Origin of the sequence: Mesorhizobium sp. AR02 (genome assembly GCF_024746835.1) — a bacterium.
Taxonomy (GTDB): domain Bacteria; phylum Pseudomonadota; class Alphaproteobacteria; order Rhizobiales; family Rhizobiaceae; genus Mesorhizobium.
On the sequence record NZ_CP080531.1, the window covers coordinates 7267702 to 7288364 of the forward strand.

Annotated in this window: 22 protein-coding genes; 11 read left to right on the top strand and 11 right to left on the bottom strand. The window is 65.3% G+C overall.

All coding sequences use genetic code 11. The features are described from left to right. Positions 1-51 precede the first annotated feature (51 nt). A complete protein-coding gene (locus DBIPINDM_RS39695) occupies positions 52-945 on the bottom strand; it encodes a DMT family transporter (RefSeq protein ID WP_258584467.1) in 894 nt (297 codons plus the stop codon). Between the two features lie 91 nt (positions 946-1036). On the opposite strand from DBIPINDM_RS39695, the gene DBIPINDM_RS39700 reads away from it, so the two are divergent. From DBIPINDM_RS39700 to DBIPINDM_RS39710, 3 genes are all read left to right on the top strand, one after another. Continuing rightward, complete coding sequence (locus DBIPINDM_RS39700) at positions 1037-1963, top strand: LysR substrate-binding domain-containing protein (RefSeq protein ID WP_258584468.1); 927 nt, start codon at positions 1037-1039, stop codon at positions 1961-1963. A gap of 393 nt (positions 1964-2356) precedes the next feature. Then, entirely contained in the window at positions 2357-2614 is a 258-nt protein-coding gene (locus DBIPINDM_RS39705) for a hypothetical protein (protein ID WP_258584469.1), read from the top strand. An 88-nt stretch (positions 2615-2702) separates the two neighbouring features. Continuing rightward, positions 2703-2936 (top strand): DUF2093 domain-containing protein, encoded by a 234-nt coding sequence (locus DBIPINDM_RS39710; protein ID WP_258584470.1) that lies wholly within the window; start codon positions 2703-2705, stop codon positions 2934-2936. Here the strand turns inward: DBIPINDM_RS39710 and lpxK are convergent. The 6 genes from lpxK to DBIPINDM_RS39740 all read right to left on the bottom strand — a co-directional run bounded on the left by lpxK (position 2933) and on the right by DBIPINDM_RS39740 (position 8531). Further along, positions 2933-3958, bottom strand: coding sequence for a tetraacyldisaccharide 4'-kinase (lpxK, locus tag DBIPINDM_RS39715; RefSeq protein WP_258584471.1), 1026 nt, complete (start codon positions 3956-3958; stop codon positions 2933-2935). The genes DBIPINDM_RS39710 and lpxK overlap by 4 nt on opposite strands. Before the next feature lies 1 nt (position 3959). After that, the gene (gene waaA / locus DBIPINDM_RS39720; RefSeq protein ID WP_258584472.1) at positions 3960-5276 is read right to left on the bottom strand and encodes a lipid IV(A) 3-deoxy-D-manno-octulosonic acid transferase; all 1317 of its coding nucleotides are present in this window, start codon (positions 5274-5276) and stop codon (positions 3960-3962) included. Continuing rightward, positions 5273-6064, bottom strand: coding sequence for a lysophospholipid acyltransferase family protein (locus DBIPINDM_RS39725; RefSeq protein WP_258584473.1), 792 nt, complete (start codon positions 6062-6064; stop codon positions 5273-5275). Before DBIPINDM_RS39725 ends, waaA begins: the two co-directional genes overlap by 4 nt. A gap of 5 nt (positions 6065-6069) precedes the next feature. Then, positions 6070-6315: a DUF4170 domain-containing protein gene (locus tag DBIPINDM_RS39730; RefSeq protein WP_027054955.1), complete on the bottom strand. Its 246-nt coding sequence runs from the start codon at positions 6313-6315 to the stop codon at positions 6070-6072. 76 nt (positions 6316-6391) lie between these two features. Then, positions 6392-7201, bottom strand: a complete 810-nt coding sequence (locus DBIPINDM_RS39735; RefSeq protein WP_258584474.1) for a 3'(2'),5'-bisphosphate nucleotidase CysQ — start codon at positions 7199-7201, stop codon at positions 6392-6394. Beyond that, positions 7188-8531 (bottom strand): TldD/PmbA family protein, encoded by a 1344-nt coding sequence (locus DBIPINDM_RS39740; RefSeq protein ID WP_258584475.1) that lies wholly within the window; start codon positions 8529-8531, stop codon positions 7188-7190. The genes DBIPINDM_RS39735 and DBIPINDM_RS39740 overlap by 14 nt, the downstream gene beginning before the upstream one ends. A gap of 168 nt (positions 8532-8699) precedes the next feature. Between DBIPINDM_RS39740 and DBIPINDM_RS39745 the strand changes: the two genes are divergently transcribed. Further along, positions 8700-9116 (top strand): VOC family protein, encoded by a 417-nt coding sequence (locus DBIPINDM_RS39745; protein WP_027042200.1) that lies wholly within the window; start codon positions 8700-8702, stop codon positions 9114-9116. A gap of 29 nt (positions 9117-9145) precedes the next feature. Here the strand turns inward: DBIPINDM_RS39745 and epmA are convergent, their stop codons facing one another. After that, positions 9146-10192, bottom strand: coding sequence for an EF-P lysine aminoacylase EpmA (epmA, locus tag DBIPINDM_RS39750; protein ID WP_258584476.1), 1047 nt, complete (start codon positions 10190-10192; stop codon positions 9146-9148). Positions 10193-10306: 114 nt separating this feature from the next. On the opposite strand from epmA, the gene efp reads away from it, so the two are divergent. The 7 genes from efp to DBIPINDM_RS39785 all read left to right on the top strand — a co-directional run bounded on the left by efp (position 10307) and on the right by DBIPINDM_RS39785 (position 17217). After that, positions 10307-10876 (top strand): elongation factor P, encoded by a 570-nt coding sequence (gene efp / locus DBIPINDM_RS39755; RefSeq protein ID WP_140768118.1) that lies wholly within the window; start codon positions 10307-10309, stop codon positions 10874-10876. 136 nt (positions 10877-11012) lie between these two features. Beyond that, the gene (locus DBIPINDM_RS39760; RefSeq protein WP_258584477.1) at positions 11013-12002 is read left to right on the top strand and encodes a 3-oxoacyl-ACP synthase III family protein; all 990 of its coding nucleotides are present in this window, start codon (positions 11013-11015) and stop codon (positions 12000-12002) included. Beyond that, on the top strand, positions 12002-12997 hold the full coding sequence (locus DBIPINDM_RS39765; RefSeq protein WP_258584478.1) for an NAD-dependent epimerase/dehydratase family protein: 996 nt from the start codon (positions 12002-12004) through the stop codon (positions 12995-12997). Before DBIPINDM_RS39760 ends, DBIPINDM_RS39765 begins: the two co-directional genes overlap by 1 nt. Further along, positions 12994-13818: an MBL fold metallo-hydrolase gene (locus DBIPINDM_RS39770; protein ID WP_258584479.1), complete on the top strand. Its 825-nt coding sequence runs from the start codon at positions 12994-12996 to the stop codon at positions 13816-13818. The genes DBIPINDM_RS39765 and DBIPINDM_RS39770 overlap by 4 nt, the downstream gene beginning before the upstream one ends. Continuing rightward, positions 13815-15077 (top strand): F390 synthetase-related protein, encoded by a 1263-nt coding sequence (locus tag DBIPINDM_RS39775; RefSeq protein ID WP_258584480.1) that lies wholly within the window; start codon positions 13815-13817, stop codon positions 15075-15077. Before DBIPINDM_RS39770 ends, DBIPINDM_RS39775 begins: the two co-directional genes overlap by 4 nt. Beyond that, positions 15074-16225 carry a GNAT family N-acetyltransferase gene (locus DBIPINDM_RS39780; protein ID WP_258584481.1) on the top strand — a complete coding sequence of 384 codons (1152 nt, stop codon included), beginning with the start codon at positions 15074-15076 and terminating at the stop codon, positions 16223-16225. The genes DBIPINDM_RS39775 and DBIPINDM_RS39780 overlap by 4 nt, the downstream gene beginning before the upstream one ends. Further along, positions 16222-17217 carry a Rieske 2Fe-2S domain-containing protein gene (locus DBIPINDM_RS39785; RefSeq protein WP_258584482.1) on the top strand — a complete coding sequence of 332 codons (996 nt, stop codon included), beginning with the start codon at positions 16222-16224 and terminating at the stop codon, positions 17215-17217. Before DBIPINDM_RS39780 ends, DBIPINDM_RS39785 begins: the two co-directional genes overlap by 4 nt. Here DBIPINDM_RS39785 and DBIPINDM_RS39790 read toward each other — a convergent pair. Genes DBIPINDM_RS39790 through DBIPINDM_RS39800 form a run of 3 tightly spaced genes read right to left on the bottom strand, consistent with a single transcriptional unit; the run spans position 17202 to position 20661 of the window. Next, positions 17202-18356 (bottom strand): hypothetical protein, encoded by a 1155-nt coding sequence (locus tag DBIPINDM_RS39790; RefSeq protein ID WP_258584483.1) that lies wholly within the window; start codon positions 18354-18356, stop codon positions 17202-17204. The genes DBIPINDM_RS39785 and DBIPINDM_RS39790 overlap by 16 nt on opposite strands. A 41-nt stretch (positions 18357-18397) precedes the next feature. After that, positions 18398-19267 (bottom strand): patatin-like phospholipase family protein, encoded by an 870-nt coding sequence (locus tag DBIPINDM_RS39795; protein ID WP_258584484.1) that lies wholly within the window; start codon positions 19265-19267, stop codon positions 18398-18400. Then, complete coding sequence (locus DBIPINDM_RS39800) at positions 19264-20661, bottom strand: M16 family metallopeptidase (RefSeq protein WP_258584485.1); 1398 nt, start codon at positions 20659-20661, stop codon at positions 19264-19266. Before DBIPINDM_RS39800 ends, DBIPINDM_RS39795 begins: the two co-directional genes overlap by 4 nt. Positions 20662-20663: the final 2 nt, after the last annotated feature.

Below are 20663 nucleotides of genomic sequence, written 5' to 3' on the forward strand. Positions count from 1 at the left end.
CGGCGGATACGGTTTCCACTTTGAGTCTGCAGACGCCTCCAACCTTCTATTCTACCTCTTCAAATTCACCACGATGACGCCGCCGAGCGCCAGCGCACCGCCGAGGATGCCGAGCAGCGTCGGCACTTCGCCCAGCCAGAAGAAGCCGATCAGGGCGGACATCGGCGAGACCAGATAGAGAAAGTTCGATGCGCGCGCTGCCGGCAGGCGCGACAGGGCCGTCGCCCAGGCGGCGTAGGCGATCAGGCTCGGCACGATGCCGAGAAAGATCACGGCGCCGAGGCCGGCGGTGTTGGCAACTGCAGCCTGTGCAAAGCCGCTTGGCAGAAACGGTGACAGGCAAAGTGCGCCAAGGATCATGTTCGAGGCCGAGATGGTCAGCGGGTGATGACGGGCAAAGAGCGGCTTCTGGACGATGGTGTTGACGGCCGAGCACAGCGCGGAGCCAAGAACCAGCAGCGCACCGGCATTGAAGTGCAGGCCATTCCCGTCTGCCATCGCTATGACCCCGATGCCGGCGAAGGATATCGCTGTACCGGCCCAGGCCCACCTTGAAAAGCGTTCGCCGAGCAGAGCCATCGCCATGATGGCGGTGAAGATCGGGCTGACATTGATGATGAAGCCGGCGGCACCGGCCGAGATAGTCAGTTCGCCGAAGTTGAGCATGACAGTGTAGAGCGCGACGAAAATTGCCCCGCCAAAGACGAGGCGCCACACCTCGTCGAGCCTGGGCAGCGCCGGACGCTTGACGGCAAGGAAGATCGCCGCCGGCACCGCGGCGATGGCAAAGCGCAGGGCGCCCAGTTCCAGCGGCCCAAAGGCTGCGAGGCCGGCGCGGATCGCGGGAAAGGCGGACGCCCAGCCGACCACAGTCAGCGCCACGGCGATGGCGGCCGTGGTGTCCATGCGCTGTGTCTGTTTCAACGTGCCCGTCATCGCGCTCATCTCACTATCCTCGTGCTCTTGCGTCCTGAAACGCACAAAACGCCTTTTCCAGCCTGTTGACAAACGACCAAATCGAGGATCACCTGTGACTATGGATCACAGCTCGGACACAATGGTGCCGCTCGAAACCTTGCGCGCCTTCGACGCGGCGGCGCGCACGGGCAGTTTTTCGGCGGCGGCCGAAAAACTCAACATCACCCATGGCGCCGTCAGCCGGCAGATCGCCAAGCTCGAGGACTGGCTCGGGCTGAAAGTGTTCGACCGCGGCGCGCGTGGCGTCTCGCTGACGATCGAAGGAAACCGGTTGCATCTGCGCACGGCGGAAGCTTTCGCGCTGATATCGAGCCATTCCGACCGCTGGGTCGAGCCGCGCGGCACGGCGGTGGTCCGGCTGACCTCGATCCCCTCGGTCAGCGGGCTGTGGCTGATGCCGCGCATGGCGGCACTGGAGAACAATCCCACCAAGCTGCGCATCGTGCTCGATGTCGACATCCGCCAGGCCGACCTTGCCGATGAAGGCATCGACCTGTCGATCCGCTGTGGCCGCGGCGGCATTCCGGGCCGCATTTCGGTAAAACTTTTCGAGGAGCATGTCTTTCCCGTCGCCTCGCCGGAACTGGCACGCGAGATCGGCCGCGGCGACCCGGCCCGGCTGCTCAAATTTCCGCTGATCAACGATTCCGATGCCTCCGGCTGGCGTGCCTGGTTCGCGGCGCAAGGCATGGACTATCGCCCGCGCCCGCAGGACCGGCGATTCGAGGACTATAATCTGGTGCTGGATGCCGCCGCCTATGGGCTCGGCATCGCCTTGGCGCGTCCGCCGCTGACCGGGCATCAGCTGCAGTCGGGCCGCATCACCGCGGTCGACGAACGCACCGCGCTCAATCCGGTGTCCTATTGGCTCGACCGGCCGCTGGGACGGCCACGCACTGCCGCGGCCGACCTCGCCCGCCGCATTGCGCAGCAGGCCGGATTGGCGCCGGACAACATCGAGGCGTTCATCGAAGCCGAGCGATAGGTCTGCTGGCCTATCCCCGATTCGACGCTCAGCGAAGCAACAGCAGAACGAACCCAAAGATCATGGTTGCCAACAAACCGGTCATGATCGAGACAAAGCCGATCCTCACCAGCAGGCCCTCGGGGTTCGGTGCCCGCGTGGGATTGGCTGGCAGGCCTTCGCCGTCCCGCCGGCGTAGCCAGGGCAGCGGCGTTTTGCGGGACTGGCGCCTGTGGCGGGATGAACGACAGCAAGGACACCCCCGCGGCCCTGACGGGAGCGTTGTCATTGGCCGTTGCCGAGGGCGGCAAGGCGCCACGCTGCGTTTCGGCTTGCGGCTCAGCTCTCCTCGTCACGACCGTTGCCAACACCGCCTCGTCCCTCGCCTCAAGCTGGGCCTGATAGGCCTCGACGATGCCGGAAGAAGCAATCTGCTGCGACTTGACCGCCATCGGTGCTGCGGGCATCGCCAACAAAGCGGGCGCCGCGCGTTGGGCAAACAAAGAGGGCGCGGCGGGCTGGACCAGTTCCCTGACCAGCGCCGTCCTGACCGGATCGGCTTTCGCCAACGGCACAGGTTGCGGCGTCATCGCCTCCTTGAGCAAGGAAGCCAGGCGGGCGGAAGAAATATCCATCATGCCCCCGATAAAAGCGCTTTTCAGCGTGTCCTAGCGCCTCAGCATTGTCCGAGGCTTGTCGCAAGCTTGACCTGGCCGGCGATTTGTGGCGATGAAATCTGCATGAACCTCGGCACCACCGCATGATGAACCGTTTCGAAGGCCCGGGCGGCAAGGAAGCCCGCATCCGCTACCTCGATGGCGATTTCCAGGTCACCAGCCCCGGCTCGTTCGTGCGCTGCGCGGTGACTGGGGAAAACATCCCCTTGGATGAGCTGAAATACTGGAGCGTCGCCAGGCAGGAGCCCTACGCCAGCGCCACCGCTTCGCTGCGCCGGGAAATCGAGATGCATCCGGAGCTGCGAAAGCGTAGCTAACCCCGCAGCTTGCGCTGGCGCCAGGCATCGAGCGTTTCCTCGATGATGCGTTCGGGCACGTGGTCGAGCTCGAAAACCGTATCGATTTCCAGCACCTCGAGTTTGTCGAGAAAATCCTGTGAGGCGCCGTGGCGTAACCGGGCAGCGTCCTTGGCCGTGGTGATGAGCCCGAGACCTTCGGCGCGCGCCGTCGTCGCCAGTTCGGCCAGCTCATCCTCGGCGTAGAAATGATGGTCCGGAAAGGGTTTTGGGAGAACCACCTCACCGCCGGCCTCGCGCACCGTGTCGAAGAATTTGTCGGGATGACCGATGCCGGCGAAGGCGAGGAACCGCTTGCCGGCAAGCCCCGCCTTGCTGCTTGGCTCCGTATGGGCCTCGAAGATCGGCCGGCCTGCGCGCGCCGCCTGGCGCACCACGGCGTCGGCCGCGCTGCCTTCGCCCATTTTCAACAGCCCGCTGGTAAAGACCAGTTGGTCGACGATTTTGGCCCGAAGCGGACCGCCCGGAATGACGCGGCCATTGCCGATGCCGTAGCGGGCATCGACCACGACCAGCGCGTAGTCAATATGGATGCGCGCGCTCTGAAAACCATCATCCATGATCAGGAAATCGCAGCCGTGCTTTTCCAACAGCAGCCGGGCGCCGGCGGCGCGGTTCGGTGTCACCGCAACCGGGGCGTGTTCGGCCAGAAGCAACGGCTCGTCGCCGACATGCTTGGCACTGTCGTGGTGGGAATCGACGACATGCGGCTCGGCAAACGAGCCGCCATGGCCGCGCGACAGGAAACCGGGTTTGAGATGCATGCGCTTGGCCTGTTGCGCGAGCGCGATGGCGACCGGCGTCTTGCCGGTGCCGCCGACGGTGAAATTGCCGATGCACAGGACCGGCGCCTCGATCTTCTCGCGCCGCGCCCGCCGCATGCCGCGACCGGCAACAAGCGCATAGACGGCCGACAGCGGCGACAGCGCCAGGACTTTCCAGTCCGGCTCTTCCCACCAGAATGGTGGTGCTTCGGAGGCCACGTTAGCGCCCGTTGGCGCCCTTCAGGCGCGACTTGACGACCAGCGGCTGGATGTAGGGCTCGAGCGATTTCAGCGTGCGCGCCAGCGCGCCGCGCATCTCATCGACGGTCGCGATCCCCGCCGCCATCATCTCGTGACGCGCCACTTCGTTGGTCAAAAGGAAGTTGACGGCGCCGGCCAGCATGTCGCGATCGCGCACCAGCTTGGCGCCGCCGCTGTCGATCAGGCGCTGATAGGCTTCACGGAAATTCTGCACATTGCGCCCGGCAAGAACCGCGGTGTCGAGCATGGCCGGCTCAAGCGGATTCTGGCCGCCCTCTGAGGTCAGCGAGCGGCCGACGAAGGCGATTTCGGTCAACCGAAGATAGAGCCCCATCTCGCCGATCGTATCGCCGAGCAAAATATCGGTGTCCGGCCCGATACGGTCGCCCTTGCTGCGCCGCGCGACCTTCAGCCCCATGCCTGAAATCTGCGCGGCAAGCGCCTCGGCGCGATCGGGGTGGCGCGGAACGACGATCGTCAGCAAGCCATGGTGACGCTTGTGCAGCGTCGCGTGGACCTCCGCCGCGACCACTTCCTCGCCGTCATGGGTCGAGATCGCCGCCCAGGTCGGTCGGCCACCGATCTGCCGCTGCAAACTGGCCAGTACCCGTTCGTCGACCGGCGGCGGGTTGGTGTCGACCTTGAGGTTGCCCGACACCGTGACCGGCCGGGCACCGAGCGCGCGAAAACGCTCGCCGTCGACATCGGACTGGGCAACGACATGGGCAAGGTTCTCGAATAGCGCCTCGGCGATGTTGGCGCGCTTCTTCCACGAGGTGAACGAGCGGTCGGACAGCCTGCCATTGACCAGCACCTGCGGCACGTGGCGCGCGCCAAGCTCGAGGATGGTCATCGGCCAGATCTCGGATTCGGCGATGATCGCCAGGTCCGGCCGCCAGTGATCGAGGAACCGGCTGACCGCCGGCTTCAGGTCGAGCGGCACATATTGGTGGATGATGCGGTCGCCGAGCCGCTCGTCGGCAACCTGGGCCGATGTCACGGTGCCGGTCGTCAGCACGATGTTGACGCCATAGTCGAGGATGCTTTCGACCAGCGGCACGACGGCTATGGTCTCGCCGACGCTCGCGGCATGGATCCAGATCACCGGCCCTTCGGGGCGCGGGCGGCCGGCGACGCCGTAGCGCTCGCGGCGGCGGTTGCGGTCTTCCTTGCCGCGCGAGGTGCGCCAAGCGACGTACGGTCCGACCAGCGGATAGGCCGCGGCACCGGCGAAACGGTATGCCGTCAGCATGGCGCGCGCCCAGCGACCGCTCATCGCCGGCCATCCACGAGACGGTAGGCCTCGGCCGTCGCGGCGTTGAGCGCGGTCGTGACTTCCTGGCGCTTGCGCTCCATTTCGGCGTCGTCGGCATCCGCCGCGACAAAGATCGGCGCGCCGATGGTCACGGCGGAACGGCCGAAGGGCAGGTTGATGGTTGTCTTGTCCCAGCTCTTTTCCAGCACCTTGCGGCGGCTGGTGGCGATGGCGACAGGCAGCAGCGGCCTGCCCGAGAGGCGCGCCAGGAGAACGATACCGAGCCCTGCGTCGCGCGGCGTGCCGTGCGGAATGTCTGCGATCATGGCGACGTTCTTGCCTGCGGTGAGCGACTTTTTGAGGGCGATGAGGGCCTTGGCCCCACCCTTGTCGAGATGCCTGGCATTGTCGCGCCCGCCGGAACCGCGCACCGCCTCGATGCCAAATTTCTCCAGCATCAACGCGTTGAGCTCGGCATCGGCGCTGCGCGACACCATGGCGACCAGCGGTTTGCGCTTGGGATAATAGGCCGGCGTCAAAAGATGCTGGCCATGCCACAAAGCGATGATGCCGGGCTCGAATTCGGCATAGGCGCCGCCCGAAAAGCGCGCAGATCCGGCGACCAGGGGGCTGGTCAGGCGAACTAGCCGCACGAACTGCGCGAGCAGGCTGGCAATGGCGTTCTTGACGAATCGCGACTGCGCGAGCGGTTCACGCACCTTGCGCCAGAACGCCTTGGTCGCGCGGCTGCCGCCCCTGCCGGTGGGCGCGGCCTCGCTCGCTGGCCCTTTCGCCAGGTCATGCTCCATCGAAGTCAACCGACGACCTTGCTGTCGGGATCCAGCAGACGGTGCAGATGAACGACGAAATAACGCATATGGGCATTGTCCACGCTGGCTTGCGCCTTGGCCTTCCACGCCGTGTGCGCGGATTGATAGTCCGGATAGATACCGACAATGTCGAGCCCGTCGAGATCGCGGAACTCCGTGCCGCCAAGCTTCTTCAGTTCGCCGCCGAACACCAGATGCAAAAGCTGTTTCTTCCCGTCTTCCGCGGTCATGTCGGTCCTTCACATATTGTGAGTTTGTGACAGGTCTAGACCAAAGCCGCCGACTTTGGAACCTGCGAATATGCTTTCACAGCCCGGCGATGACATCGACGAGTACCGCCAACAGCTCACCGCTGCCGGCGGCGAGCGCGCCGTGGCGGGTTACCTCGCCGGCAAAGAGCGGCGCGCGACCATGCGGGTCGAGCAACTGGCCGCCGGCCTCGCGCAGGATGAGATCGGCGGCGGCAATGTCCCAGTCATGCGCGTTCGGCTTGACGAAGGTGGCGTCGAGCGTGCCGTTGGCGATCATCGCCAGGCGGTAGGCAAGCGAGGGGCTGTAGGGCGCCCGTGTCAGCCGTTTCTGCCAGCCGGCCGGCACCAGGTCGATCAGCTGCTTCAGCCCGGAGATCTCGGCTTTGTCGCCAAGCGTGCGCACGCCAATACGCTTGCCGTTGCGGAATGCGCCCTGGCCGGGCAGCGCCCAGTAGGTCTCGTCCATCGCCGGACATTCGAGCACGCCGGCGAGCGTGCGGCCTTGTTCGACGACGGCAACGCTGACGCACCAGGTGCGCTGTCCCTCGAGGAAGCCGCGTGTGCCGTCGATCGGATCGACGACAAAGGTGCGGCGCGCTGAAAGCCGGGCCGGGTCGTCGACCGTTTCTTCCGACAGCCAGCCATAGTCCGGCCGCGCCGCCAGCAGCGTGCGGCGCAGATAGGCGTCCGCCGCATGATCGGCTTCGCTGACCGGCGAGGTGCCGCCCTTCATCCAGACTTGCGGGCTGTTGCCGAAGTAACGCATGGCGATGAGACCCGCCTCGCGGGCGGCGTCGCGCAGCAGCGGCAGATCACCAATGGCGCCAGAAGGGGTACCGGCAGCGGTCAGCTCATGCTCCGGCAAGGGTCATGCCTTCGATCAGGAGCGTTGGCGCGGCAGTGCCGAAATTGCGGTCGAGGTCGTTGGCCGGCACCATGTTGAGGAACATCGTCTTCAGGTTCGAGGCGATGGTGACTTCTGCGACCGGATAGGCAAGATGGCCATTCTCGATCCAGAAGCCGGAGGCGCCGCGGCTGTATTCGCCGGTGACCATGTCGACGCCCTGGCCGAACACTTCGGTGACATAGAAGCCGGTCTTGAGCGACTTGATCAGGTCCTCCGGCGAGCGTTCGCCCGGCTCGATGGCGAGATTGGTGGAGGACGGCGAGACGGAGGAACCGCCGCGCGCGCCGCGCCCATTGGTGATCAATCCCAGTTCGCGCGCCGCCGACGTCGACAAGAACCAATGGTTGAGCACGCCCTTTTCGACCATCAGAAGCTTTTCGCCCTCGACGCCCTCGCCGTCGAACGGACGCGAGGCCTGGCCACGCGGCCTGAGCGGCTCGTCGGTGACCGTGATCGCGGATGCGGCCACCTGCTTGCCCATCATGTCGCGCAGGAACGAGGTCTTGCGCGCGACGGACGCGCCATTGATGGCGCCGGCAATATGGCCGGCGATGCCGCGCGCGACGCGCGGGTCGAACACCACGTCGACCGGCCCGGTCGCGGCCTTGCGCGCGCCGATGCGGCGCACGGCGCGCTCGCCGGCCTTGCGGCCGATATCCTCGGGCGCATCGAGATCGGCAAAATGCTGGCGCGAGGAGAATTCATAGTCGCGCTCCATGCCGGTGCCCTCGCCGGCGATGACGCTGGCCGAACGCGAGAAACGCGAGCCGACATAGTGGCCAAGGAAGCCGTGCGAGGTGGCCAGCACCATCCCGCCCAGCCCGGCGCTGGCGCCGCTGCCGGCCGAATTGGTCACGCCCTTGACGGCAAGTGCTGCCGCTTCCGCCGCCAGGGCTGCTTCCTTCAACTGGTCGGCCGACACTTCGGTGCCATCGAACAGGTCGAGATCGCGCGTTTGCTTAGCCAGCAGCGCCGGATCGGCCAGACCCTGATAGGGATCCTCAGGCGAGACTTTCGCCATGGCAACGGCGCGCTCTGCGAGCATCGCCGGGTCGGACGCGGCGGTGGCCGAGACGCTCGCCACTTTCTGGCCGACGAAGACGCGCAACGAAACGTCCTCGGCTTCCGACGATTCGGTGGCCTCGACCTTGCCGAGCCGAACCGACACGCTGGTGGAGCGGCCGCGCACGGCGACCGCGTCGGCGGCATCGGCGCCGGCCTTTTTGGCGGCCTCGACCAGCGCCGCGACGCGGTCGGTCAGTTTTGCAGCGTCTGATATGTCGGCCATGCCTGTAATCCTGCTTGTCGCGGCCAGCTTGCGGCCGCGCCCACCCATCTATTGTTCCGGTCCGGCTTGTGCAATGGCACAGGCTTCAATCAGAATGCATCGCTACATGGTTCCCACCCAGAACCCTGTGACGCAAAATCAGTCCGCAGCCTGCACGGAGCATCCTTGATGACGCCTTTCCATCTCGCCTTCCCGGTCCGTGATCTCGATGAAACCCGAACTTTCTATGGCGAGGTGCTGGGCTGCGCGATTGGCCGCTCGTCGGCGACCTGGGTCGATTTCGATCTTTACGGCCACCAGATGTCGGCACATTTGCGGCCGCAGGCCGCGCAAGCCGCCAGCGACGGCAAGGTCGACGGCATTCTGGTGCCGATCCCGCATTTCGGCGCCGTGCTGCTGATGGACGACTGGCAGCGCCTGGCGACGCGACTGGAAGCGCGCGACGACATCGACTGGCTGGAACGGCCAATGGTCCGCTTCAAGGGCGAGCCGGGCGAACAGGCGACGCTGTTCATCCGCGACCCCTCCGGCAACGCGCTGGAATTCAAGGGTTTTCGCTCGCTGGAGCAGGTTTTCGCGCACTGAGATGAGAAGGCCTGCAGCGGGCGTGCCGTTCAGGTTGCCGCGACCGGCGTCCAGATGACATCCTCGATCTTCTGCGCGCCGGTCGCCAGCATGACCAGCCGGTCGAAGCCGAGCGCTATGCCGCTGGCCTGCGGCATGATGGCCAGCGCAGCCAGAAAATCCTCGTCCAGCGGATAGCGCTCGCCATAGATGCGCTCTTTCTCGTCCATCTCGAGGATGAAGCGCCGGCGCTGCTCGGCGGCATCGGTCAGTTCGCCAAAGCCGTTGGCGAGCTCGACGCCGCAACAATAGAGTTCGAAACGCTCGGCGACGCGCGCATCGCGCGGGCTCGGCCGGGCTAGTGCCGCCTCGGCGACCGGATATTCGCACAGGATGGTCGCGCGGCCGAAGCCCAGATTGGGCTCGATCTTTTCCACCATCACCCGGCTGAACAGGTCGGCCCAGCTGTCGTCGGGCGCCGTGCGCAGGCCGGCTTGAACGAGCGCAGCATAGAGCGCGTCGCGATCGGTGCCACCATCGGCGGCAACCGTGGCCAGGAGATCGATGCCGGCATGACGAGAGAAGGCGTCCGCCACCGTCAGCCGTTCCGGCTCACTGAGCGGATCGCAATCGCGGCCACGGAAGGAAAATCGCGTCGCCACTGCCCTCGTCGCGGCCAGCGCCAGCAGATCAGCGCAATCGCGCATCAGGCTCTCATAGGTCTCGCCCACCCGGTACCATTCGAGCATGGTGAATTCGGGATGGTGCAAGGGGCCGCGCTCGCGGTTGCGGTAAACCGGACCAAGGCTGAAAATGCGCTCTTCGCCGGCGGCGAGCAGCTTCTTGCAGGCGAATTCCGGTGATGTGTGCAGATAAAGTGGCGAACGCGCGCCATCCGGCCCGACCGCCTCGGTGGCGAAAGCCGCCAGATGCGCCTCATTGCCGGGCGAGACCTGCAGGGCCGCCGTTTCCACCTCGATGAAATCGTTGCGGGCAAACCAGTCGCGCAAGGCGGTAGTGAGGCCGTTGCGCTGCATCAGCCGCGGGCGGCGGTCAGCATGGACATGCGGCGTCCACCAGGGCGAAGCTGTGGTCATGGGCGGATTGAAGGCGTGCTGGCGCGCCTGGGGGGCTGGCGGTTCGCGACAAGATGCGCTACCAGCGCCGCACAAGCCGGCAAACGCCCGTCAACTCTCGCAGGATTTAAAACCGTGGTGAAAGTCATCGCCAGTTCGCTCCGCAAAGGCAATGTCGTCGACAAGGACGGCAAGCTTTATGTGATCCTCTTTGCCGAAAACATCCATCCAGGCAAGGGCACGCCCGTGACGCAGCTCGACATGCGCCGCATCGGCGACGGGGTGAAGGTTTCGGAGCGCTACCGCACCACCGAACAGGTGGAGCGCGCCTATGTCGAGGAGCGCGAGCACACTTTCCTCTACGCCGACGGCGAAGGCTACCACTTCATGAACCCGGAAACCTACGACCAGGTGGCGGTGACGGAAGCCGTGGTCGGCGACGCAGCACCCTATTTGCAGGAAGGCATGCCGGTTCAGGTCTCACAGTTCAACGGCATCGCGATCGCCCTGGTGCTGCCGCAGCGCGCCACCTTCGAAGTGGTCGAGACCGAGCCGACGACCAAGGGCCAGACGGCATCGTCCTCCTACAAGCCGGCCGTGCTCTCCAACGGCGTTCGCACCACGGTGCCGCCCCACATCGCGCCAGGCACCCGCGTGGTGGTGATGACGGCGGACGGGGCTTATGTGGAGCGGGCGAAGGACTGAGGGCGACCCTGTCCGTCAGCTATTTGGCCTGGCAGCTCGCTGCCAGAAACCGCACCGCCCTGTCTAATACTCCGCCTCACTGTTACCATCAGTCCGCATTATGAGTTGGGAATCGCAACTCACTGGGCGGCTGAGCATGCGGATCAAGATCGTTGGAACCGGGCGCGCAGTGCCTGCCCTATGCTTGACATCGCGCGGCCTCGACGAGCGGCTGGGATTTGGCCAAGGCCAGATCGAAGCCGCCACCGGTGTCATCGAGCGCTATGTCTGCGAGACCGAATCGCAAATCGATCTGGCCTGCACGGCGGCGCGGCTGGCACTGGCTGATGCCGGGATAGAGCCTGATGCGGTCGACCTCATCATCGGTGGATGTGGCGTGCCTTACCAGCCACTGCCTTCGACGGCACCGCTGGTGATGCAGCGCCTGGGGTTGGCCGATGGCTCGGCCGCAGCCTTCGACGTCAACAGCACCTGCCTTGGCTTCCTCACCGCTTTCGAAACCGCCGCCCGTATGATTGAGGCCGGGCAAAGCGAAACCGCGCTGGTGTTCTCGGCAGAGATTGCCTCGCGCGCGCTGCCCTGGAAAGAACAGCCTGAAATCGCCGCCCTGTTCGGCGACGGTGCGGCCGCCGCGGCGCTGCGCAAGGCGGCGCCAGGAGAGGGTAAGGTGCTGGCCAATCTCATGCGCACCTATCCATCGGCTTACGAGGCTTGTAGCATCGGGGCCGGCGGCACCCGCTTCGACTTCCACCACCAGCCGGAGGAGTTTTCCCGCCATGCGCTCTTTCACATGGACGGCAAGGAGCTGTTTCGGGTGACCGCGCGCCATTTCAATGGCTTCGTCGGCGAACTCCTGCAACGTGCCGGCTGGCGGCATGAGGAAGTCGACCTCGTCGTGCCGCACCAGGCGAGCCCGTTTGCGCTGGCGCACATGGCACGACAGACCGGGTTCGCGACACAGAAGCTGGTCGACATTTCCGCGCGTTACGGCAACCAGATCGCGGCGTCCATTCCCTTCGCGCTCGATATTGCGCGCCGGCAAGGCCGCGTCATGCAGGGTACCAAGGTGCTCTTCCTCGGCACCTCGGCCGGTGTCTCCTTCGGCGGCATGGCGCTGGAGGCGTGATGGGACGCGTGCTCGTCACCGGCGCTAGCGGCTTTCTTGGCGGCCATGTCGTGGCGCGGCTGGCCGCCGCGGGCACGCCGGTGGTGGCGCAAGGCCGCGATACCAGGCGAAGCGCCGCACTCGAAGCCGCCGGCCATACGGTCATGCGTCGCGACCTGTCGCAGCCGTTCGATGCGAAGTCCGACGCCGGATTTGGCGAGATCGATGCCATCGTCCATTGTGCAGCACTGTCTTCGCCTTTCGGCCGGCTCGCGGATTTCGAGGCCGCCAATGTCACGGCGACCCGCAATCTCGTCGATTTCGCACGGCAGCTGGGTGTGCAGCGTTTTGTCCAGATCTCCACCCCTTCGGTCTGTTTCGCTTTTCGCGACCAGCTCTGTGTCACCGAGAAGAGCCCCTTGCCCGATCCGGTCAACCACTACGCCCGCACCAAGCGGCAAGGTGAAGACATCGTCCTGGCGGCGGCGGACATAGGGCCAGTCGTGCTCAGGCCACGCGGTATCTACGGAGCAGGCGACCGAGCGCTGCTGCCACGCCTGCTGCAGGCAGCGCGGCGGCCGCTGCCGCTGTTTCGCGATGGCCAGGCACGCATCGATCTCACCCATGTCGACGATGTCGTCGATGCGGTGTTCGCGGCGCTGTCGGCCGGCAGCGCCGCCGAAGGCCAGATATTCAACATCTCGGGCGGCGAAGTGCTGGCGGTACGCCACATTGCCGACAGTGCCTGCGCCCGCGCCGGGCTGCAAACGCGATGGCGAAAGACGCCGCTGGCGCCAGCGATGCTGGCAGCGGGCGTGATGGAGGCTGTGGCGCTGCTTCTGCCCCGCCGGCCCGAACCGCCAGTCACCCGTTACGGCCTCGGCTTGTTCGCCTATGCCCAGAGCCTCGATATTTCCAAGGCCAGGCGGATCCTTGGCTGGACGCCGAAAGTGCCGTTCGAGGATGGGCTCGACCGCACGTTTGCCAGAGGGCGCGAAGCCTGGGGGACAGCTTGAAGATCGTCTTCGCCAACAGCGCCTGGGTCAGCGCCGCCGAAAAACTGATCCTGCGCGGCGGCGGCTGGCAAAAAATCCGGCTGCGCGTGCGTTACGGGCTGATCATCCATCCGCAGGCCGGCCCGGTGCTGATCGATACCGGCTATACGCCGCATGTGACCACCGGAGCCCGGCGCAGCGCCATGCTGCGCCTCTATGGCGCGGTGCTCGGGCCCGAACTCGTCGAGGCCGGGCAACCCATGTCTGTCCTGGCCCGCTTTGGCCTGACACCGCGCGATATCAGAACCATCATCGTCACGCATTTTCACGCCGATCATATCTCGGGCCTGCCACTGTTTCCCAATGCGCGTTTCATCGCCAGCGATGCCGCCTGGTCGCGGCTGAAGGCGCGGACAGCCCGGCAAAACCTGCGTCATGGTGCCTTCACCGAGCTTTTTCCGGCGGATTTCGAGACGAGGCTCGACGGGCTGTCAGCGATGAGACAGATCCCCTCGCGCGGCGACATTCCCGGCGGAGCCGATCTGTTCGGCGACGGCAGCGTCATCGCGGTCGACCTGCCAGGCCATGCCGATGGCCAGTTCGGGCTCCTGTTTCCTGAAATGGATCGGCCGCTGCTTTATGCGGTCGACGTGCAGTGGCTGCTCAAAGCTTTGGTCGAGAACCGGACGCCGGGCTTTCCTGCACGCCTGCTGGCCGAGGATTTCACCGCCATCGATCGGACCAGCGCGGCGTTGCGCCGCTTTCTGGCAGCCGGCGGCGAGGTGATCTTCTGCCACGATCCAGGGCTGACACCATACGACCTGACGCCGGAGGGCGGATGACCAGGTTCGGCGAAGCGATCCGCTCATTTGCCCGCACCTTGTGGGTGTCACGCAAAAGCCGCGAAAACTTCGAACGCTGGCAGGCGCGCGCCTTGCGGCGCTGGCTCGACCGCGACCTGCCGCTGGCGCCGTTCTATGGCATGGCGCCACACCACCTCAGTGACCTTCCGGTGACCGACAAGGCACTGCTGATGGCTGATTTCGAGCGCTTCAACATTGCCGGTGTGTCGTCCACGGACGCCTGGACGGCGGCAGCTGGTGACGGCCGTCTCGGCGTGCTGACGGTCGGCGCCAGCACAGGCACCTCGGGCAATCGTGGCCTTTTCGTCATCTGCGAAGCCGAGAAATACCGCTGGCTGGGGACAATCCTGGCGAAAGCCATTCCTGACCTGCTCTGGCGCCGGCAGCGCGTGGCGGTGATCCTGCCGCAAAACACCGGCCTTTATGATACCGCTCGCCAGTCGAGGCGCATCGACCTGCGCTTCTTCGACCTGACGCTCGGGCCGGAGCGTTGGCGGTCGGCCCTCGAGGCGTTCGCGCCGACGGTGGTCATCGGCCCACCCAAGATTCTGCGGCACTTTGCGATCGAACGCTTCCGGCTTTCGCCGCTGCGCGTGTTCAGCGCCGCCGAGACGCTCGATCCGGTCGACCGGCCTGTTATCGAAGCATTCTTCGGACGCCGGCTCGACCAGATCTATATGGCGACCGAGGGGTTGTTCGCGGTCACCTGCCGGCAAGGCAACCTGCATCTGGCCGAGGATTCCATCTTCTTCGAGTTCGAAACGGCTGGCGACGGGCTGGTGACGCCGCTGGTCACCGCCTTCCGCCGACAGACCCAGATCATGGCGCGCTACCGGATGAACGATCTGCTGCGCCTGTCGCCCACACCATGCCGATGCGGCTCGCCGTTGCGCATGGTGGATGAAATCGTCGGCCGCATGGACGACGCCTTCCGTCTTACTTCTGCGCAAGAGCCACTCCTGATCACGCCTGATATCCTGCGCAATGCCGTGCTGAAGGCGGACCGGCGCATCGACGACTTCCGGCTGATCCAGACGGCGCCCGAGACGGTCGAGTTGCACCTCAAGCCCGACCTGGCCGGGGATGCCGCACAGGCCGCACTGGAGGCGGTGCGAGGGCTGTTCGCCTCGCGCCAGGCAAGGGTCGCGGTCGAACCCGTGCGCTCGCCTTTGCCGCTGGAAACCGGCCGCAAGCTGCGCCGTGTCGAGTGCCGGCTTCCCACCGGGGCCGCCAGGTGAGCCGGGTCGTGGCAGCAGCCGCCAAGCGGGGGCCGGAGCAAGCGGACCGGGTCGAGAACGACCTGCATAAGGTCGACGCTTTCGCACAATTGTTCAAGGCCATGCCGGTGCACGATCTCATCGCCAACCTGACCGTTCGCGTCGAGACTTGCGACATTGCAGGCCGAGCCTTTCCGCTGACGTTGAACGACGCCAGCGAGGCGCCGAACTGCTACATCTGCTGCCCGTCCAGTGCCTATATCGACTATGCGATCGACGAGACCCGCAATTTCGCTTCAAACCCTTGGCTGCAAAAAACAATCCGGATGCTCATCGGCCTGTGTGGCCCGCTGGTGAAGGCAAGCGGCCTCGATCATCAGGTTCAGGTCAACAACTGGCTCTATTCGACCAATCCAGTGCCGCTGCTCGACCGCAGCTCCATCGCGGCGATGCGTACGGATCTGACGGGCCGGTTTCCCGACCGCGCCATCGTCATCCGCTCGCTGAACGACATTGCCGATCCCTCGACCATCGCGTCACTCAAGGCGGAGGGATTTCATATGCTCGCCGCACGTCAGGTCTACATTTTCGCCGACCGCAGTTCAGCACCGCCGATAACACGCGACATGAAGCGCGATCGTGCCCGGCTGCGCGCGACATCGTTGCGTATCGTCGGCGATGACGATTTCACGCCGGCCGATTATGTCAGGAGCGAAGAGCTCTACGGCATGCTCTACATCCGAAAATACACGCCACTCAATCCGCACTATACGGCCCGCTATATCAGTGAAATGCACCGGCGTGGCATCTTGCGGCTTGCCGGCTTGCGAGACGAAGCGGGGCAACTTGTTGCCGTCACTGGCCTGTTCGAAAACGGCGGGACGCTGACGCAGCCGATCGTCGGCTACGACACCAGCCTGCCGATCAGCGACGGCCTCTACCGGATGGCGATGGCAATGGCGCAGGACCACGCCACGGCACGCGGCCTGTTCTTCAACATGAGCGCCGGTGCGGCCGGTTTCAAACGCCGTCGCGGCGCTGTGCCGGCGATCGAGTACAACGCCTGCTATGTCGGGCATCTGCCACGCCGCCAACGCCTCGCTGTGTGGACAATGGGGCGGGTTCTGGCACTGGTCGGGATACCGCTGCTTCGGAGATTCGAACTTTGAGCAAAGCCGCGCGAAAGGATTTTTGGCAGGCTGTGGCGCTTTCAGCCGATGTCGGCGCCAGACCGAGGCGCATCCTGTTCGAAGGTTCGCCGGTGGTGCTGTTCCGTTCCGACAAGGGCATCGCGGCACTGTTTGACCGCTGCGTTCACCGGCTGGTCGAATTGTCGACCGGCAAGGTCGTCAATGGCGAGATCGAGTGCCCCTACCATGGCTGGCGCTATGATGGCGAAGGCCTCTGCACCGCCATTCCTGGCCATGTCGGCGAGATGCCGCGCTACCGGGTGCGACGCTACGGCGCGATCGAGCGTGATGGCATCGTGTTCGTCTCGGCGGGCACGCCAGAGACGGAGCCGTATCTCCACTGCATGCAGGACCAGGACGTGCTTGTACGGCGCGTGCGTTCCTCGACGCAATCAACCGTGCTCGACGCGGCCGAGAACATCCTCGACGCAACCCACACGCATTTCACCCATAAAGGCCTGCTGCGGGGCTTGAGCGCCAGGCGCCATCTTGTGCGTGTCGACGTGACCGGCGGCGAAGGTTGGGTCGAGGCTTGCTATACCGGCGAGGAGCGGCAGCAGGGCCTGATCAGCCGGCTACTGGAGGGTGAACGCACGAAAACCATCGGCCGTTTCCGCCATCCAGGCATCGCCGAACTGGAATATTGGGGCAAGGACGGGCTGGCGCTGGCCACGACGTTCCATCTGCGCCAGGCGGATGAGAACATAGTCGAGGGTATCGGCTGGCTCATCGGCCCGCGTCAGGGCCTGCTCGGCCACCTCAAGGCGTTCGCCTTCAAACCGCTGTTCAACATCGCCTTGGCACAGGACCGCAAGGTGCTGAAATCGGCTAGCGACAATGCACGCCACGCTCCCCTTGCCCCGCCGGCGATCGGCCCGCTGGATTTCCTGCGCCGCGACATCGCGGCCATCATGGCAGGCGAAATGCCGCCGGCAGCTGCAACGCCACGCGTGTATCAGATCGAGCTTTGAAGCGGCCCGTTCCATTCGATGTCGCGCGTCGAGGCGGCCTGCAGACTGATACGCTGGCGCAGCGCTTTGCTCGCGATCTCTGCAAGCGCCCGCCACTGCGCCCGCTTGGGCGCAGGATCGTTCGGCCAGTCGAGCAATTCGTCCGCATCACGCATCGCCTGGCGGAAGCTCCCGATCTGACCTGACCGAAGAGCTGACGGCAGGCCGTAGACCCACATGGCCAGTCGCACCGTCTGCGGTCTGCCGACATCAGGCCTCACCCCAGCGCCTTCAAATAGCGCAGCCGTGAAGGCTTCCGGATCGCGGAAGAAGTGCAGGCCGCTGACGGCGCGCGGATTGCACTCCAGCGGCAGCACCGTGCCGTCGCTTTCCCGCATCAGGTCGAAGGAAATCTGGCCGGTCCAGCCGGTGCCGGCAACGAAAGTTTCGACGAAATGGCGAGCAGCGGCATCATCGACCTGTTCGAACCAGATGCCGGCGCCCTTGCCGGCGCGGTAGCGCGAACGATAGAGCGCCAATGCCTTGAGCTTGCCGTCATGTGCCAGCGCATAGGCGCTGATCTCTTCGCCGACGACGAAACGTTGCGCCACCCACGGCACCGCTGCCGAAGGGCTGATAGCATCGAGCGCGGAAGGCGGCGGCCGCAGCAGCACATGACTGGCAAAACGCGACCAGACCGGCTTGAACACCAGCTCGCGCGAACGGCCACGCACGGCCTCGATATCATCGTCGGATCGCAGGAGCGTCGTTTCGGGCACGGCAAGGCCAAAACCTTGCGCCAAGCCGATGAACGCGTGCTTGTCATGAACCCGGGTCAACAATTCCATGTCCGGCGCGAGCAGACGGGCCGGCATGGCCCGGTCTCGCCACAGTGCGCCGAGGTAGAAGACTTCTTCGCAAGTCGGGATGACCAGTTCCACCGCCTCGGTGCGAACAAGGTCCGCCACGGCCTGGGAATAGGCCTGCGGCGCAAAACGCGGCGGCGGCAGACGATGATAGGAGGCGCAGGCGGCGCTCGCCGCGGCAATCGGACAGGCCGGGCTGTCGGCCAGGATCACCTTCAGGCCGGCGCCATCCAGCAGCCGCGCCAGATGCAGCGCCACCGGCGCCCGAGCGCCTGTGATCAGCACCGTGCGCATCAGAGCAGGATCAGGGCCACAGGCATTGGCCGCCCCAAGACTCAGTCCAAACCGCGCTTACCGCGCTTGAGCCTGGTGGCGCCGGAGCGCGCCTCCAGTGCTTTTTCCACCTCCCGCTTCAGCTGATCCTTGATGTCCACCGTCTCGCTCATCAGCGCATCAATCTTCAGGAAGTCGAGCACGCGGTATTTCGACACTGCCGGGCGGACCAATATGTCGGGGCGGCACTGTTTGAGCTTGTTGGCGATGATCGACTGCATCATCAACTGCGTGGCGCCGAACATCAGGTCGACGGAGGTCGGCTGCTTGCGGTCGGCTTCCTCTGGCGCACCGACCACGTCGACGCCGATGATGATGTCGGCGTCGTTCTCGATCAGGTCGAAGGGCACGGGGTTGTAGATGCCGCCGTCGATCAGCAGCCTGCCGTCGCGCGTCACCGGACGGAAGACGGCGGGAATGGCGGCCGAGGCTGCAAGCGCGGAATGCAGGTCGCCGTCGTCGAAGACGGCGAGCTTGTGGCCGAAATAGTCGGTCGCAGTCACCTTCAGCGGGATTTTCAGCGCGGCGAAGGTTTCGGGAATGGCCTCGGGCAGAAAGGCCTTGAGGATGCGCTCGACATTGAACTGACTGACCCGGATGCCGTTTTGCATGGCTTCCGCGATCGTGCCCGGTCGCGCACGCCACATGCGGCTCGCCACCTCGGCGCGGCGGCCGAGGATCGAGCGGGCGTAGTCGTGGATGTCCTTGCCGGTCATGCCCGCGGCCATGCCGGCGCCCATGATGGCGCCGATCGACGAGCCGGCGATCGCCACCGGCTTGATGCCGAGTTCGTCCAGCGCCTCGATGACATGGATATGCGCCAGACCGCGCGCGCCGCCGCCGCCGAAAGCTATGCCGAAGGTCGGGCTCATCCCTTGCCGGCCCCGGCCAGCGGCGGCCCGACCACCATGATGGTCGGCTCGGCCGTCAGCAGCTTTTTCGCCGCCGCCTTGACCTGGTCGAGCGTCACCGCGTTGATGTAGCCGGCGCGGCGCTGCATGTAGTCGATGCCGAGATCGTCGATCTGCAATTCGACCAGCGTCGCGGCGATGGAACTCGAAGAGTTCAGATTGGTGATGGCATAGGCGCCGATCAGGTATTTCTTGGTCGCCGCCAGTTCGGCCTCGGTCGGGCCGTCCTGCGCCAGTTGTCTGGCGACATCGCGCACGATGCCGAGCGTCTCGGCCGCGCGGTCGGAACGCGTTCCGGTGGTGACGATCAGCGCGTCGGCATGGTCCTGGTTGACCAGCGAGGAACTGACGCCGTAGGCCAGCCCACGCTTTTCGCGCACCTCCTGGAACAGGCGCGAGGTGAAGGTGCCGCCGCCAAGAATCTCGTTCATCAGCACGGCGGGGAAGAAATCCGCCGACTTGCGTTTAACGCCCGGCCAGGCAAGCTGCAGCGAGGTCTGCGGCAGGTCGTAATTGACCTCGAGACGCTGCGCGAGCTTCGGCTCGACATCGGCGACCGGGGCGAGCGCCTGGCTTTGCGGCAGGTCGCCGAACACCATGTCCAGCTTCTTCCTCAGCGTCTCGGCGTCAATGGCGCCGACCACGGCGACATGCAGGCCGCCGCGCGCGAAGACAGCCTTGTGCAGCGCCTTCAGATCATCCTGGGTGATGGCGGCGATGCTCTGCCTGGTGCCCTGGTCGGAGCGCGAATAGGGGTGGTCGCCGTAGACGGCGCGCGCCCATTTGTTCTGCGCCACCGTATCGGGATCGTTCTCGTTGGCGATGATGCCGGACAGGATCTGGGCGCGGATGCGGTCGATCGGCGCCTGGTCGAAACGCGGCTCGTTGACCGCCAGCCGCAACAGGTCGAAGGCCTCGTCGCGCTGCTCGGACAGCATGCGCATGGAGCCGTAGATGCCGTCACGTGTCTCGTCGAAACTCATCTCGGCGCCGGCATCGTCGAGCCTGATCTGGAAGGCTTCCGAATCGAGAGGCCCGGCGCCTTCGTCGAACAGGCCGGTCATCAGATTGGCCAGACCTTCCTTGCCCGGCGGATCCTGCGTCGAGCCGCCGCCGAAGACGAAACGGAGGGCGACGACCGGCACGGAATAATCCTCCACCAGCCATGCGGTGATGCCTTTTGGCGAGGTGACCTGCTGGATGTCCATGGCCCGGGCCGCCAGCGCCGGCAGGATCAGGAAGAGGATGGAGAGGAAGAGGGTTGCGAGGGCGTGCAGGGTCTTGCCTTCTCCCCTTGTGGGAGAATGGGGAGCTTGGCGGGGAGAAGTCAACGCGCCGCTAAACTGGTTCGTCATCA